We start from the raw sequence: 15212 nt of genomic DNA on the forward strand, positions 1-15212 counted from the left end.
TCGCTATCGCTGTCGGAGCCGGAGCCGGGTGCGGCGGCGGTCGGTCAGGTCACCGCAGGGGCTTCCCGAGCAAGAGTTCCCGGGTGACCCCGTCGGCGAGCAGGTCGCCCGGCTCCGCGAGCGGGGCGAAGCCGTGCCGGCGGTAGAGGGCGAGCGCCGCTTCGTTACCGGGGAGCACGGCGAGGCGCAGCGTGGTCCCGCCGGTGGTGCGGGCCCAGCGCTCGACCTCCTCGACGAGCCGGTCGGCGACGCCCCGGCCGCGCGCCCGCGGGGCGACCCAGAGCGAGCGCAACTCCCGTACCCCGTCCGGTGATCCGGGCAGGCCGCCGACGAGCCCGACCGGGTCCTCGTCCAGCAGGGCCGCGACGTGGTGGGCGCCCGGGATGCCGAGCCGGTCTCGCCAGCGCTCCTCACCGCCCCGGTGCCAGTCGGCGAGGCCGGCCTTGAAGGCCTCCGGTGCGTCGGTCAGGGCGGCGAGGCGGAGGTCCCGCCAGAGCGGCCAGTCGGCGGTCGTGAGGGTTCGGAGCGTCAGCGTCACCATGTCCGGCACCGTAGAGGGCCCGACCGGCGGCCGTCAGTCCGTTTCCCGTACCTGCGCGGCCCCGGCGGCCCGGGGCCGGTGGGGCCCGGCGGGTGCCCTACGGCGTGCGCCAGTCGGCGGCGAAGGCGGCGGCCGGGTTGGCGGTGAGGAGCAGCTCGGGCAGTTCGGGGCCATGGCTGCGGGCGAGGCGCGGGGCGAGCTCGGTGAGCAGCCGGACCGGGCCGCCGGCCGCGCGGGCGTTCCGGGTCGTGGTGTCGGCGCCGAGCAGCAGCTGGGCGGCGTGGCCCGCCTCGACCAGGTCGGCGATGACCTCGAAGGCCTGGTGGTCGCCGGCGTGGCCGGCCCGGGAGGGGCTGTCCAGCGCGAGGTACACGCCCTCGGCGGCCAGGTCGCGGTGCAGCGCACGGTCGGGGAGCCGGGTGAGGTGGCCGAGGATGACCCGGTCGGGCCGGACGCCGTGCCGGTGGCACAGCCGGTGCACGACCCCGGGCGGGGCGCCGTCGGCTTCGAGGTGGACGGCGATCGGGGCGCCGGTGGCGTGGTGGGCCTCGGCGGCGGCGGCCATCGTCCACCGGGTGTGGCGACTGTCGGGCCCCGCGTCGGCCGCGACCTTGATCAGCCCGGCCCGGACCCCCTCGGGCGCGCCGGGCAGACCGGTGGTGAGCTCGGCGACGAAACGTTCCGCCAGGTCGGCGTACGGGCCGGGGCGGTCCTCCGCCCCGGCGCCGGTGGCGGAGAAGGAGCCCGGCGCGTAGTGGACCGCCTGGTGCGCGCCGGTGGCGGCGACGATCCGCACGCCGGTCGTACGGGAGAGCGCGGCGAGCGAGTCCGCGCCCCGGCCCAGGCCGAGCGGGGTCCACTGGACGAGGGTGCGGCCGCCGGCGGCGGCGAAGGCGCGCAGCACGTCCTCGGCGGCGGCCGGGTCGTCCAGCTCCTGGCCGGGGAGCAGCGGGCTGCGGATGAAGAGGTGGTCGTGGGCGTCGGTGACGCCGAGGACGGCGGGGTCCAGGTCGCCGAGGACGGTGCGGACGGTGCGGCTCATGCCCCGGCCTCCTCGGTGACGGTCCCGGCGGCGCTCTCGGCGGCCTTGGTGGCCTCGGCGCTCTCGGTGCTCTCGGTGCTCTCGGTGCTCTCGGCGAAGGTCGCGGTGGCGACCCGCAGGCCGGCCAGCGCCTTGGGGAGGCCGACGTACGGGGCGAGGTGGACCATGACCTCGGTGATCTCCGCCTCCGTCAGGCCGATCCGCCGGCTGTAGCGGACGTGGTCGGCGAGCTGCGGCTCGACGCCGCCGAGGGCGGTGAGGGCTGCCAGGTTGGCGATCTGGCGGTCGCGCAGGGCGAGGCCGGGGCGCTGGTAGGTGCCGCCGAAGAGGCTGGTGACGATCCAGTCGGGGAAGCCGGGGGCGAGGGCGTCCAGGCCGCCGAGGGTGGCGGCGGCGCCCGGACCGGCCAGGTCGGCGAGCAGGGCGTGGCCGGCCGCGCGGTCGAGCGGGGCCGGGGTGAGGTCGGGGCCGGCGGGGGCGGTCGCGGGGGACATCGGGGCGGTGGGTCCTTTCACCAGTGGCGGCCGGCGGGCAGCCGGTCCAGTTCGGGGCGGGACAGGTGCAGCACCTGGTACCGGACGCCGGGCGCGTCCTCGGGGGCCGGGCCGTGCCAGAGCGCGAAGCTGAGCAGCTCCCAGCGGCTCGGGTCGACGGCCACGGCGGCGGTGTGCAGGTCCGGGTGCGCGGGCAGGTCCGCGAGCGCCCGCTCGACGGCCTCGGCCGGGTCGGCGCCTTCCGGCAGCCGTACGGTCGCCCGGGTGGCGGTGCTGGGCTGCTCGGTCCTCTCCCCCGCCACTGACGACGCGCCGTGGGCCAGGCCCGCGCCGAGCCAGTGCCGGACGGCGGGGCGGCCGAAGTCGGCGCTCAGGCCGCGGAAGCCCGGGCCCCAGAGGAAGCCGTTCATGCCCTCGGCGGTGCGCCAGAGGTAGAACGGCGCGTACTGGTTGACGGGCGAGCCCTGCCGACCGCGCTCACGGACCAGGTAGGCCTTGAGGCCGAGGCCCGGGTGCGCGTCGAGCAGGTGGCCCTTGTCGGCGACGCGCTTGCGGATGACGCCCATGTCGTAGTCGGCGGGGAGGGTGATCTCGTACTGCATGGCGTGCACGGCGGGGCTCCTCGGGTTCTGGCCGGTCTGACGGCGGGCGTCCTCGTTCTCGGCAGGCGCGTCGGCTCTGGTCGTACGGGTCGGCCGCGAGGGTTCGGCCGTACGGGTGCGGCGGCGCGCCCGGGGTCGTGCGGGTCAGGCCGTGCGGGTCAGGCCGTGCGGTGTGCCGCGAGCAGGCCGAGGGCGCCGCGGACGGCCCGGTCGAACGGCTCGGCGCTGTCGGCGGCGCGGGCCAGGACGTAGCCGCCCTGGACGACGGCGACCACAGCGGCGGCCGTGTCGGCCGGGTCCAGGCCGGGGGCGAACTCGCCGTCCGCCTGGCCCTGGGCGACCAGCTCGGCGATCCGGCCGCGCAGCCAGTCGAAGGTCTCCTCGACGGGCGCGCGCAGCTGCGGGTCGGCGACCACGTCGGGGTCCTGGGCCATCCGGCCGATCCGGCAGCCGCGCAGGACGTCGCGGTCGCGGTGCAGGTAGGCGGCGATCCGGTCGTAGGCGGTGCCGGGGGCGGCGAGGTCGGCCTCGGCGACGCCCCGCATCTGCTCGGCGCTGCGGCGCAGGGCGGCGGCCGCGAGGTCGGGCTTGCCGGTGAAGTGGTGGTACATGCTGCCCTGGCCGACCCCGGAGCGCTGCTGGATGGCCTTGGGGCTGGTGCCGACGTAGCCGCGCTCCCAGAGGAGGGCCTGGGTGCTCTCGATAAGACGGTCCTGGGTGCTCATGCGACTCACTGTACATACCAGTAGGTACAGAAGACTAGGGCTGGCTCCGCCCGGGCGCCCCGGGGCGCCCGGATCCTCCTCGCGGAACGGTTGAGGGCCGTGCGCCGCCCCCCGGCGGCCACGGCCCCTCGACCGTTCGTCATCCCCCGCACCGCCGAGCGGCATTCCGGCGCGCCTGGTGGCGCGCGTCACGTCACGGACGGTGGCCGGCGTCACGCCGCGTAGGGGGTGCACGGCGCACTGCGCGGGCGGGCGCCGGACGCGGGCGACTACGGCAGCGCGCGGCGGACCTCCGGGGCCACCTCGCTCGCGAACAGCTCCAGTTGCTCGCGCTGCGCCCCCTCGGTGAGCGCGTCCACCCCGATGCCGACCACCTCGTTGCCGAAGGCCTCGTGGTAGCGGTGGATCTTCTCGATCACCTGCTGCGGACTGCCGACCAGGGCCGAACCGCGTTCCAGCGCGTCCTCCAGCGACGTGAACGGCGAGTTGTTGTGCCGGCCGGCGGCCGAGTCGAACAGGGCATTCCAGTACGGGCGGAAGCCCTCGACCGCGTCCTGCGAGCGCTTGGCGACGTACAGTCCGCCGAAGCTCGCGCCCACCCTGGCCCGCTCCGGGTCGTGCCCGTAGTACTCCCAGCGCTCGCGGTAGTGGTCGACCAGCGCCCGGTACTTCTCCAGCGGGTGGAAGGAGTTGGCGGAGAAGAGCGGGTCGCCGTGGCGGGCCGCGAGGTCGGTGGACCGCGTGCTGGTCGCGCTGCCGTGCCACACCGGGATCGGGTCCTGGAGCGGGCGCGGCCAGACGGTGGCGTCCCGGAGCGGCGGGCGGGTCGAGCCCTCCCAGGTCACCTTCTCCTCCCGCCAGAGCCTGCGCAGCAGAGCGTAGTTCTCGGCGAGCGCCTCCCACTGGCGCTCCTCGGGAAGGCCGAACAGCCCGAAGTGGCGCGGGTCGTTGCCCTTGCCGACGATCAACTCAAGTCGGCCGCCGGAGAGTTGGTCGAGCATCGCGTAGTCCTCGGCGACCCGGACCGGGTCGAGGATGCTGAGCACCGTCACCGTGGTGAACAGCCGGATGGTGGAGGTGCGGGCGGCGATCGCGCTGAGCAGCAGGGGCGGGGCCGGGGAGAGGAACGGCTCGCCGTGCCGCTCCCCCACCCCGTAGCCGTCGTAGCCGAGCCGCTCGGCGAGGACCGCCTGGTCGATGACGTTGTGGAGCTTCTGCTCCGGGGTGCGCCGGACGCCGGTGACCGGATCGGGGGCGTTGGCGACGAGGGACGAGACGGTGAACCGCACGGCGGTCTCCTTGAACGCTCGGGAGGGGCTCGGGACGGAATCGGAGGGGCTCGAGGACGAGCCCTCGGGAAGGGGTTCGGCGCAGACCGGGCCGGGCGTGACGAGGCCGGTGGAGCCCCGGGAGCCGACGGGCCGCGCGGGGCACGGGGAGCCGGTACGCGGTCCGGCGCCGCACTCCCACGGGCGGGCACCGGCGGAGCGGCTGACGGGACGGGCGGGCGCGCCGCTCGGGCGGCAGGGCACGCGGGTGGCGTCAGCGGACGGTGCTGCGGTGGCGGCGACAACAACAGCGGGCTGCGGCGGCGGTCACGGTCCGGACTGCCATCTCGCCTCCCCCCCGCCTCGCACGCGCACGATCCTCCGCGAGCATAGGCACCGGCCGGGGACGGGGCAAGGGCTTGATCCGCCACGGCCGACTGGCAAGATGTCCGGCATGAGCTACCTCGCCGCGGATGACCGCTATGACTCGATGACCTATCGGAAGGCCGGCCACAGCGGCGTCCAGCTGCCCACCGTATCGCTCGGGCTCTGGCACAACTTCGGTGACGCCCAGCCGCTGGAGGTGCAGCGGGCGGTGCTCCGCCGGGCCTTCGACCGGGGTGTCACCCACTTCGACCTGGCGAACAACTACGGCCCGCCGTACGGCAGCGCCGAGCGCAACTTCGGCTACCTGTTCGCCCAGGACTTCCGGCCGTACCGGGACGAGCTGTTCATCGCCACCAAGGCCGGCTGGGACATGTGGCCCGGCCCGTACGGCAACGGCGGCAGCCGCAAGTACCTGCTGGCCAGCCTCGACCAGTCGCTGGACCGGATGGGCCTGGACTACGTCGACGTCTTCTACTCGCACCGGTACGACCCGGACACCCCGATCGAGGAGACGATGGGGGCGCTCGACAGCGCGGTGCGCTCGGGCAAGGCGCTGTACGCCGCGATCTCCAACTACCCGGCGGAGCAGCACCGGGAGGCGGTGGCGATCCTGCGCGAGCTGGGGACGCCGGTGCTGATGAACCAGTCGGCGTACTCGATCCTCAACCGGTACGTGGAGGACCACGGCGTGCTGGACGCGGTGGGCGACACCCGGACCAGCCTCATCGCGTACTCGCCGCTGGCCCAGGGGCTGCTGACCGACCGCTACCTGACCGGGGAGGTGCCGGCGGGCTCGCGGATGTCAGTCGGGAAGTTCCTCACCGAGGAGGCGCTGACCGGGCCGAAGCTGGACCGGCTGCGGGCTCTGGCCAAGGTCGCCGAGGGGCGCGGGCAGACGCTGGCGCAGCTGGCGCTGTGCTGGGTGCTGCGGGACCCGCGGGTGGTCTCGGTGATCATCGGCGCGAGCAGCGTGGCCCAGCTGGACCAGAACCTCGACGCGCTGGCGGGCGGCCCGCTGACGGCTGAGGAGCTGGCGGAGATCGACCGGCTGAGCCGCTGAGCCGAGGCGCCTCCGGCGGAGCGGGAGGCGTTGGCTGACGGCTGACGATCGACGGATGACAGCTGACAGATTTCGAAATCTGTCAGCTGTCATCTGTTATCTGTTCGCTGATATCTGTTACTTGTCAGCCGTCAGCTGTTCGCTGCCGGCCGCTTGATGCCCAGGGCCGGCAGAACCGTTTCTGCAACCCGGTGGGCCTCCTCCAGCAGCGGATTGCCCGACAGGATGAAGGTGTCGACACCCAGCGCCTCGAACTCCTGCAGGCGCTCGATCACCTGGGCCGTCGAGCCGACCACCGCGGTGCCGGGGCCGGGGCGGAACAGGCTCATCCCCGGCCAGAGGTTGGGGTAGGCCTCCAGCTCGCGGGCCCGGGCCGGCACCTTGCCCCCGTGCTGGCGGAACTGCCGCTGCCAGCCGACCCCGTCCTCCCCCTTCGCCCCGCCCAGCTGGCGCGCGTAGGTGGCCTCGCTGGTGACGTCCAGCAGCCGGTCGGCGGCCGCCCAGGCCTCGTCCTCGGTGTCGCGGACGATCAGGTGCAGTCGCAGTCCGATCCGCAGAGTCCGGCCGTGGGCGGCGGCGCGCTCGCGGACCAGGTCCAGCTTCTCCTTGAGCAGGTGCGGCGGCTCGCCCCAGGTCAGGTAGACGTCCACGTGCTCGGCCGCCATCTCGATGCCGGCCGCCGAACTGCCACCGAACCAGAGCGGAATGCCGCCGGGCTGCGCCGGGGCCAGCTCGCGCAGGCTCGCGCCCGCGTTCTTCAGCTCGTAGAACTCGCCCTTGTGGTCGAAGACTTCGCCCGCCGTGAGGCGCTTGACGATCGACCAGTACTCGCCGCTGAGCCGGTAGCGGTCGTCGTGCTCGACGTCCAGGCCGTACTCGCGCAGTTGCGCGGTCGAGCCGTTCACCACGTTGAAGCGCAGTCGGCCGCCGTGCAGGTGGTCGAAGCTGAGCGCCATCTTGGCCAGCAGGGCGGGCGAGACCAGCCCCGGGTGGACGGCCAGCAGCGGCTTGAAGGCCGGGGTGGTGGCGGCGGCGAGCGCGCTGCCGAGCGTCCAGACGTCGTACAGGTCGGTCGCGAGCAGGGCGCCGGTGTAGCCCAACCGCTCGACGCTGCCAGCCAGTTGCTGGAGGTAGCGGAGGTCCACCGGGCGGCGCCCGGCCGGCTCCCAGGGGTAGTGGCCCTCGCGCGGGATGATGTACCAGAGGACTTCGGAGGCCATGGGTCAGACCGCCTTCGCGAGCGCGGCGGCCACCGGGGCCTCCAGCGCGGAGAGGTGGGCGTCGGCGACGGTCAGCGCCCGGTCGATGAAGCCCACACCGTGGAAGATGTCCGCGGCCTCCTGCTGCTCGGCGACGAACCCGGCCGTGGCGGGCTCCAGTCGCCAGGGCAGTGCGACCAGTGCGGACTGCCAGTCGGCAGCCGTGCCGCCCAGGTTCTCGGCGGCGATCGCGGCGGCCTCGGCCGGGTTGGCGGCCACCCAGGCGTCCGCCCGGCGCAGCGCGGTCGCGATCGCGGCGACCACCTCGGGGCGCCCGGTCGCGAAGTCCCGACGGGTGAAGAACACCGAGCGGTCGGTGATGACGTCACCAGTGCGGACCAGTTCACGGAACTCCCCGGTGCGGCGGGCCGCGGCGAGTTCGGCGCCCTGGGCGATCCAGCCGGCGATCTCGCCGTCGCGCAGCCGCCGGGCCTGGTCCTCACCGGCCGCCGGGCGCGCCGGGGTGACGTCCTCGCCGTACGAGAGCCCCTGGGCGTGCAGGGCCTTGGCGAGCAGGTGGGTCTGCCAGGAACCGACGGAGAGGACGACGGTGCCGCCCTTGAGGTCCGCGACCGTCCGCACCGGACCGGAGTCCAGCACCAGCAGCGCGCCGTGGTCCGGGCGGGGCGCCGAGACCGCCGCGTAGACCAGGTCGTGGCCGGCCGCCTGGGCGGTGATCGGCGGAGTGGAACCGGTGCCGCCGAAGTCGATGACGCCCTCGGCGAGCAGGGCGCCGGTGCGGGTGCCGTCCGCGTAGTGGTGGAAGGCGCCGGTCTCGCCGAGCGGGGCCAGCTCCTCGTCCAGGTACGGGAGTCGGGCGAGGTAGTAGAGCGAGGGGTTGCTGGCGTGGACGCCGAGGGTGACGGTCATCTGGTCAACTCCGGTGGTGCGGGCCTGACTTGTGGGAAGGCAGGCGGGATCGGGGGAAGGTCGGGGAAAGCGGGGGGTCGCGGACGTCAGTGGACGCCGAGGTCGGCGAGCAGACGGCGCCGCAGGTCGGCGAAGGCGGGGTCGGCCGGATCGCGCGGGCTCTCGACGGTGACGGCCTCGTCCCGGGCGAGCAGGCCGTCGCGCAGGACCACGACCCGGTCGGCGAGCCGTACGGCCTCGTCCACGTCGTGGGTGACCAGCAGGACCGCCGGGCGGTGGCGGCGCACCAGGTCGCCGACGAGGTCCTGCATGCGCAGTCGGGTGAGCGCGTCCAGGGCGGCGAACGGTTCGTCCAGCAGCAGGAGTTGCGGCTCGCGGACGAGTGCCCGGGCGAGCGCGACGCGCTGCGCCTCACCGCCGGAGAGGGTGGCCGGCCAGGCCTCGGCGTGCCGCTCCAGGCCGACCTCGGCGAGTGCCTTCAGCCCGGTCTCCCGGGTCGCGGCGCCGCGCGGGAGGCCGACCGTGACATTGGCCAGCACCCGCTTGGACGGCACCAGCCGGGGCTCCTGGAACACCACGGTACGGACCGGCGGGACGAGCACGGTGCCCTCGTCGGCCTGGTCGAGCGCCCCGAGGATGCGCAGCAGCGTGGTCTTGCCGGTTCCGCTGGCGCCGAGCAGGGCGACGAACTCGCCGCGGGCGATGGAGAGGTCGACCCCGTCGAGGACCGCCCGGGTGCCGAACACCCGGCGCAGGCCGCGCAGGTGGACGGCCGGGGCCGTCCGCTCGGTCGCCGAGGGAGGGGCGGGCGAACGGGGCGAGGAGGGGGCGAGGGCGGCGGCGGTGGTCGTGTCGGCGGTCATCGGGCCGCTCCCTGGACGGCCTGGCGCCACGGCATCAGCACGCGCTCCAGGACTCGGACGATGCCGTCGGCGGCGAGGCCGAGCAGCCCGTAGATCAGGATGCAGACGGCGAGGACGTCGGTGCGCGAGTAGTTCTGCGCCTGGGCCATCAAGTACCCGATGCCCTCGGTGGAGTTGATCTCCTCGGCGGCGATCAGGGCGATCACGCTGAGCGTCATCGACAGGCGCAGTCCGGACAGCAGCGAGGGCAGCGCACCGGGCAGCACGACGGTGCGCACGATCGCCCAGCGGCCGAGGCCGAAGCTGCGCATCGCCTCGACCAGCTTGCGGTCGGTGCTGCGGACCCCGCCCGAGGCGGACACGTACATCGGGAAGCTGGTGGCGACCCCGATCAGGGCCACCTTCGCGGTCTCCGTGATGCCGAACCACACCATGAACAGCGGGACGAGGGCCAGGAACGGGACGGTCCGCAGGATCTGGATCGCGGAGTCGAGCAACTCCTCGCCGAGCCGGGTGAATCCGGTGACCACGCCGAGCACCAGGCCGGTGGTCGCGCCGAAGAACAGGCCGAGCCCGGCCCGGGTGAGGGAGACGGACAGGGCGTCGGTCAGCTGACCGTTGCCCCACAACTCCCCCACGGCCTGGGCGACCTGGGCGGGCGAGGCGAGCACGTCCTGGGTCAGCGCGCCGGTGGCGGACGCGAGCGCCCAGCCACCGAGCAGGGCGAGCGGACCGACGGTGCGCAGGGTCACGGCCAGCGCGCGGGGGCGGGGCCGGTGCCGCCGGCTCTGCGGGGCGACCAGGCCGGCGTCGAGGGCGGCCCGGGTGTCCTCGGGGGTGAACTTCTCGGTCACGGTGGTCACTTGGCACCGTCCCCGAGCCTGTTGACGTCGATCAGGTAGGGCTTGACGTCCACCAGCTGCTTGGTGACCTTCTGGTCCGCGAAGAACTGGGCGACCGTCCCGAACCGGGCGGTGTCGGCGTCGGAGATGGCGTCGGCCGGGGTCCCCTGCCTGCTGACGTTCACCGCGACGTCCTTCTCGGCGGGGGTGACGGCGGTCGGGCCTGCGTCGGTGAACACGTTGAGGTAGCCGGCCGGGTCGGCCTTCTCCTTCTCGCCGTTCTCGCGCAGGTAGGTGTAGAACGCCTTGACCACCTCGGGGTGCTTGTCGGCGAAGCCGTTGCGCACCGCCCAGACGGCGTAGTTGTCGGAGCCGACCTCCTGGCCGTTGACCAGGAAGTGCGCGCCGGCGTTGGCGATGGCGGGCGTCGAGAAGGTGTTCCAGGTCGCCCAGGCGTCCACCTGGCCGGAGTTGAAGACCCCGGAGGTCTGGTCGGCGCGCAGGTAGACCCGCTCCACCTTGTCGGCCGGGACCCCGTTCTTCGCCAGCGCCTTGAGCAGCAGGTACTCGCTGGTGCCGCCCTGGGAGACGGCGACCTTCCGGCCGACCAGGTCCTGGACGGACTTGACGGGCGAGTCGTTCTTCACCAGGATCCCCTCGCCGACGCCGTCGGGCGCGGTCTGGGCGAACAGCTTGAAGCCGGGCTTCTGGGCGAGCGCGGCGACGGCCGAGGTGATCGAGCCCTGGGCGACGTCCAGCTGGTCGGCGGAGAGGGCCTGGGCGGCGGGGGCGAAGGGGCCGGCGCTGCCGGTCCAGGCGACCTTGGCGTGGACGGCCGCCAGGGCCCGGTCCAGCGAACCGTCCTTCTTGCCGCGGGCGAGGAAGCCGTTGTTGCCGGGGTCGGGCAGGCGGAGCACCACGTCGGCCTTGCCACCGGCCCCGCCTTCGGCGGAGGCCTTGGCCCCGTCGGCGGACGAGCCGCAGGCGGCCAGGGCGGTGGAGGCGAGCAGCGCGGTGGCGGCGAGGGCGAGGCGGGGGGTCTTCACGGGGGTCTCCATGTGAGTGACAGATGACAGCCGACAGCTGACAACTTTTGAAATCTGTTAGCTGAACGCTGTTACCTGAAGTCTGTGATCCGAGCGCTGTCGGCGCCCGCACCCGAACCTGCGGCGCCGCTCGTGTCGGTGCCGGCAGCGACACCCGCACCCTCACCCGCACGCCGCACACGCAGCAGCTCGCGGGCCGCACGGAGCGGCTCCGGGTCGGCCCACGCCCGGACGTCCACCGGCGCGGCGAGGAAGCCCTGCTCCCTGAGGAACCGTTCCTGCAGCGCCAGCAGCTCCAGCCGCTCCGCCGACAGGTCCAGGTGCAGGGTGCGGTGACTGCCCGGCGCATAGGCCCCGGCGACGCCCTCGGCCCCGGCACCGGTCTCGGCCCGCAGGATCCGGACCACCTCCTCCGGGTGCTCCGCCGCCCAGTCGGCGGCCTCCAGCAGCACCGCGAGGAACCGGGCGACCAGCTCGGGCTGCTCGTCCAGCAGCCGCTGGTGGACGGTGATCGGCCGCGGGGTGCCGTTGTTGACCCGGGCCCGGCGGTCCGGCGCCGCGTCCAGCTCCACGGCCACCTCCGCACCGATCCGGCGGGCCGCCTCGACGGCGAGCGCCCCCTTCACGTACACCGCGTCCACCACCCCGTCCCGCAGGGCGGCCAGCTCCGCGGACCACTGCCCGCCACCCGGGACGCCGGGGACGTCCACCAGCTCGGCGTCCGCCAGGGTGAGGCCCGCGAGCCCGAGGGCGCCGCGGAGGCCGGCCAGCGCCATCGCCCGCCAGAAGTCGATGCCGATGTCATGATGCGGCACCGCCAGCCGCAGTCCGCGCAGCTGCGCCGGTTCGGTCACGCCGCTGCCGGCCCGCACCAGCACCACCTGGCGCTCCTCGATCCAGGTGAGGCCGATCAGCCTGGTCGCCTCGCCGCGCGAACGGGCCCACAGTGCGGGGACGTTGCCGCCCTCCCGGAACAGTCCGGTCAGCGCGTGGGTGTAGTGGTGGTCCGCCGCCACCTCCGGCGGAGCGTCCTGCAAGGAGCGGACGGCGATGCCGTCGGCGGCGAACTCCCGGGCGAGCCACCCCTGGTCGGCGGCGATCCCGGTCGCGGTGGGCACCGGGCAGCGGGTGAACCAGAGGGTGTCGGGAAGCGGGGAGGCGTTCTGGATGCGACTGGACAACGGAGTTGGTCCTCTACGGGGGCTCCGACGACAGCCGGAGGAGCTCGGGATCGATTACCGCACGAAGGCACAGGAAGCCTGGTGCGCAAGGAAGTTGTACGCCACGATGCAGGGAGGAAGGCAGGTGGCGCAGGAGGCGTCGGTCAGCGACAACACGCACGGGAGGGGAGACACCGGTGGGACGTCACGGTGCTTCTCCTTCCGCAGAGTCGGGGCAGGCGCCGCCTGGACCGAGTGGCCGTCCGGCGCGATGCCAGGAGCGTTCCACGGCGGACGAGCCCGAGGCAAGTCTTTGCCACATGATGGGATCGGTTGTTCATCAACGCCATTCCATTGCAACGTCGTCGACACATTCCCGCAGCACCGGCTGCCCTACGCTGAGACCGCCTCCGGCCGCCGGGCCGGAGTTCCGAACCGAAACGCGAGGTGCCATGCCCGGGGCCGCCACCGCCGTCCAGAGTCCGCCGGCCGGTGCGCAGGCCGTCCAGCGCGCGCTCGGACTGCTGCACTGCTTCCATGACAACGGCCCCGACCTGAGCGCCTCGGACCTGGCCCGCCGGATGGGCCTGTCGGTCTCCACCGCGCACCGGCTGGCCCGCACGCTGGTCAGCGCCGGGTTCCTGGAGCAGGACGAGCAGACCGCCCGCTACCGGCTCGGTCCGGCCGTCGCCGAACTCGGCCAGCTCACCTTCCACCAGCGCGGGTTGCACCTCGCCGGGCCCGAGCTGGAGCTGCTGTCCCGGCGCACCAAGGCCACCGCCGACCTGGCGATCCGCAGCGGCGCGCACGCGGTGATCCTGGTCGGCGGATCGGTCCGCCCGGACACCGGACTGGGCCTGCGCCGCCCACTGCACTCCACGGCGCTCGGCAAGGTCCTGCTGGCCTGGCCCCGCCCGGGCGAGACGACGCCCTCGACACTCGGCCCGCTGGCCTCCTTCACCGACCGCACGATCACCGAACCGGCGCTCCTGGAGGAGGAGTTGGCGAAGGTCCGGACGGCCGGGTACGCGCTCAACGACGGCGAGTCGACCGCCGGGGTGCGGACGGTGGCCGTGCCCGTCCTGGACGGCGCCGGGCAGGCGCGGTTCGCGCTGGCGGTCCGTTCGACGCCCGCGCACCTCACCGACGACCGGCTGGACTGGTTCCTCGGCCACGCCCGCGGCTGCGCCGACGCCCTCGCCGTCCTCCTGCTCCCGCCGGACCAGCGCGGCTGACGCTCCCGGCGCTCCTTCCGCGCCGCCGGAACGCGACGAAGCAGCGGGCCGCCCGTCCGTGTCCAGGACGAGCGGTCCGCTGCTTCGACCGGCCGATGGTCAACCGACCGGCGGCAAGAGGCCGTTGGCGACCGGCTGCCAGATCGGACGCCGGACCGGCCGTCAGATCGGCTGTCAGATTCGCCGTCAGGCCGGAACCAGCCGTCAGACCGCGGCCGGGGTGTACTTGTAGCCGACCCGGCGGACCGTCACGATGGTGTCCCGGTAGGCCGGTCCGAGCTTGCGGCGCAGCCGGGCGACGTGCACGTCGACCGTCCGCCCGTCCCCGACATGGCCGTAGCCCCAGACCGCGGAGACCAGGTGGTCCCGGGTGTGCACCCGCTGCGGGTGCTCGGTGAGGTGCGCCAGCAGCTCGAACTCCAGGTAGGTGAGGTCGAGCAGCCGCCCGTCGACGTAGGCGTTGCGCCGCTCGGTGTCGACGGCGATGCCGCGCCCGGCCGGGCGGACCGGACGGACCCCCGCCACGGTCTGGCCGGCGGGCCCGCCGGTCGTCGGCTGCGCCCCGTGGGCCGGGTGGGCCCCGGGGAGCTGGGCCGCGGCCCCGACACCGGCCGGAGCCCCCGGCAGGCCGACGACCTGCGCCGCCGGGCCCTCGGTCGGCACCAGCACCAGGTACCCGACCATCGCGCCGCCGTTCACGCCGCCGAACTGGATTCCGTACTGGGCGAGCAGACCCTGCGGCAGCGCGCCCTGCGGCAGGGTGGCGACGACGGCCGCCCCCTCCGGCAGCGCGGCGAGCAGCGCCTGGGGCACCTGCGGGACGGTCACTCCCGGCTGCGCGGCTGCGGGTGCCGGGACGGTCGCCGGACGGGTCGGTCCGACATGGGCCGTTCCGGCGTGGGTCGGTCCGGCATAGGGCGGACGGGCCGCCACCCCGGGCCATCGGTCGGACAGCGACGCCGGGGGGACGGACGGTCCCGCGGCCCCGGACGCGCCGGGACCGACCGGCGCGGTGGCGGGGACGGAGGAGACCGGCGGGACGGAGCGGACCGCGCGCAGGTGCGGGGTCGCGGTGGGCAGGGGCAGGGTGGCCGTGGAGGAAGAAGACATGGTGTGCCGCTCATTTCGCGCGTGACGGACGGGGTGGAGTCGTCTGCGCGTCGACCGGGCGTACTGCCTGGGCTGGACCGGAACGAACCGGATCAGCGGGCGGAGGGCCGGGACGCGCTGGGCGAGCCGGGACACGTTTGATCGAACAGGTGCGGCTGCCGGGACGGCCAGAACGGCTCGAGGTCGAGGCGACCCCGCCGGCTGTCCACGGCGCGGCTCCCGCACCGGTTCCACCGTCCGGTCCGTCCACCCGCGCGCATCGCGGGGGCCGACCCGGCCGTTCGGGTACGGCCGACGATGCCGGGGGTGGTGCTGGGGCAGACGATGTTCACTGGTGGTCTCTCCGCTGGGCGGGTCCGGTTGGTCGGCCGCGGGCACGCCGGACGGGCGGTCCGCTACGGCCTGGTCGACGGGTTTCGGCGGTGCGTCGGACGGTGGACCGAGAGGGCCGGGTGGGCCGTCAGCGCCGGGGACGTACCGGGAAGGTCGGGAAGGTCAGGCCGGTCAGCGACAACACGCGCTGCAGATCAGCGCGTGGTCGATGTAGCGGCGGACGGTGAGCGCCGGATCGGCGGCACCGGTCACGGCGACGCCGGGCATGGGGGCACCGGGCAGCGGGGAGCCGGGCACGGCGGTGGTGATGCGTCGTCGGCCGACGGTCATCCTGCTGCCCTCCCCCTCGTTCTCCACACGGCGGCGCACCGTTGA

General features: G+C 74.4%; 16 protein-coding genes. 2 read left to right on the plus strand and 14 right to left on the minus strand.

The annotated features are described in order from the left end of the window. Positions 1-49: 49 nt before the first annotated feature. The 6 genes from ACFRQN_RS06170 to ACFRQN_RS06195 all read right to left on the minus strand — a co-directional run bounded on the left by ACFRQN_RS06170 (position 50) and on the right by ACFRQN_RS06195 (position 4693). Complete coding sequence (locus ACFRQN_RS06170; RefSeq protein WP_380738603.1) at positions 50-541, minus strand: GNAT family N-acetyltransferase; 492 nt, start codon at positions 539-541, stop codon at positions 50-52. A 97-nt stretch (positions 542-638) separates the two neighbouring features. Next, positions 639-1583: a phosphotriesterase gene (locus tag ACFRQN_RS06175; RefSeq protein ID WP_380738605.1), complete on the minus strand. Its 945-nt coding sequence runs from the start codon at positions 1581-1583 to the stop codon at positions 639-641. Then, the gene (locus tag ACFRQN_RS06180; protein ID WP_380738607.1) at positions 1580-2077 is read right to left on the minus strand and encodes a carboxymuconolactone decarboxylase family protein; all 498 of its coding nucleotides are present in this window, start codon (positions 2075-2077) and stop codon (positions 1580-1582) included. The genes ACFRQN_RS06175 and ACFRQN_RS06180 overlap by 4 nt, the downstream gene beginning before the upstream one ends. 17 nt (positions 2078-2094) lie before the next feature. Further along, positions 2095-2688, minus strand: a complete 594-nt coding sequence (locus tag ACFRQN_RS06185) for a DUF4865 family protein (RefSeq protein WP_380738609.1) — start codon at positions 2686-2688, stop codon at positions 2095-2097. Between the two features lie 149 nt (positions 2689-2837). Continuing rightward, positions 2838-3404, minus strand: coding sequence for a TetR/AcrR family transcriptional regulator (locus tag ACFRQN_RS06190; RefSeq protein ID WP_117492659.1), 567 nt, complete (start codon positions 3402-3404; stop codon positions 2838-2840). Positions 3405-3673: 269 nt separating this feature from the next. After that, positions 3674-4693 carry an LLM class flavin-dependent oxidoreductase gene (locus ACFRQN_RS06195; protein WP_375873431.1) on the minus strand — a complete coding sequence of 340 codons (1020 nt, stop codon included), beginning with the start codon at positions 4691-4693 and terminating at the stop codon, positions 3674-3676. A gap of 433 nt (positions 4694-5126) precedes the next feature. On the opposite strand from ACFRQN_RS06195, the gene ACFRQN_RS06200 reads away from it, so the two are divergent. Next, entirely contained in the window at positions 5127-6119 is a 993-nt protein-coding gene (locus ACFRQN_RS06200; protein WP_380738612.1) for an aldo/keto reductase, read from the plus strand. Positions 6120-6250: 131 nt separating this feature from the next. On the opposite strand, the gene ACFRQN_RS06205 is transcribed toward ACFRQN_RS06200, so the two are convergent. The 6 genes from ACFRQN_RS06205 to ACFRQN_RS06230 form a co-directional block, all read right to left on the minus strand. Beyond that, positions 6251-7339 carry an LLM class flavin-dependent oxidoreductase gene (locus tag ACFRQN_RS06205; RefSeq protein WP_380738614.1) on the minus strand — a complete coding sequence of 363 codons (1089 nt, stop codon included), beginning with the start codon at positions 7337-7339 and terminating at the stop codon, positions 6251-6253. Positions 7340-7342: 3 nt separating this feature from the next. After that, a complete protein-coding gene (locus tag ACFRQN_RS06210; RefSeq protein WP_380738616.1) occupies positions 7343-8248 on the minus strand; it encodes an ABC transporter substrate-binding protein in 906 nt (301 codons plus the stop codon). Positions 8249-8334: 86 nt separating this feature from the next. Further along, positions 8335-9111, minus strand: coding sequence for an ABC transporter ATP-binding protein (locus ACFRQN_RS06215; RefSeq protein ID WP_375873428.1), 777 nt, complete (start codon positions 9109-9111; stop codon positions 8335-8337). Next, positions 9108-9974, minus strand: coding sequence for an ABC transporter permease (locus ACFRQN_RS06220; RefSeq protein ID WP_259316971.1), 867 nt, complete (start codon positions 9972-9974; stop codon positions 9108-9110). Before ACFRQN_RS06220 ends, ACFRQN_RS06215 begins: the two co-directional genes overlap by 4 nt. Continuing rightward, positions 9971-11011: an NrtA/SsuA/CpmA family ABC transporter substrate-binding protein gene (locus ACFRQN_RS06225; RefSeq protein ID WP_380738619.1), complete on the minus strand. Its 1041-nt coding sequence runs from the start codon at positions 11009-11011 to the stop codon at positions 9971-9973. Before ACFRQN_RS06225 ends, ACFRQN_RS06220 begins: the two co-directional genes overlap by 4 nt. A gap of 59 nt (positions 11012-11070) precedes the next feature. Beyond that, positions 11071-12180 (minus strand): ABC transporter substrate-binding protein, encoded by a 1110-nt coding sequence (locus ACFRQN_RS06230; protein WP_380738621.1) that lies wholly within the window; start codon positions 12178-12180, stop codon positions 11071-11073. Between the two features lie 431 nt (positions 12181-12611). On the opposite strand from ACFRQN_RS06230, the gene ACFRQN_RS06235 reads away from it, so the two are divergent. Further along, the gene (locus ACFRQN_RS06235; protein WP_049652177.1) at positions 12612-13394 is read left to right on the plus strand and encodes an IclR family transcriptional regulator; all 783 of its coding nucleotides are present in this window, start codon (positions 12612-12614) and stop codon (positions 13392-13394) included. A 204-nt stretch (positions 13395-13598) separates the two neighbouring features. On the opposite strand, the gene ACFRQN_RS06240 is transcribed toward ACFRQN_RS06235, so the two are convergent. Both ACFRQN_RS06240 and ACFRQN_RS06245 read right to left on the minus strand, forming a co-directional pair. Continuing rightward, positions 13599-14222, minus strand: coding sequence for a winged helix-turn-helix domain-containing protein (locus ACFRQN_RS06240; protein ID WP_380738641.1), 624 nt, complete (start codon positions 14220-14222; stop codon positions 13599-13601). A 786-nt stretch (positions 14223-15008) separates the two neighbouring features. Then, entirely contained in the window at positions 15009-15194 is a 186-nt protein-coding gene (locus tag ACFRQN_RS06245) for a hypothetical protein (RefSeq protein WP_049652176.1), read from the minus strand. Between the last annotated feature and the right edge of the window lie 18 nt (positions 15195-15212).

The sequence above is a fragment of the Kitasatospora sp. NPDC056800 genome (assembly GCF_042789775.1).
Taxonomy (GTDB): Bacteria; Actinomycetota; Actinomycetes; order Streptomycetales; family Streptomycetaceae; genus Kitasatospora.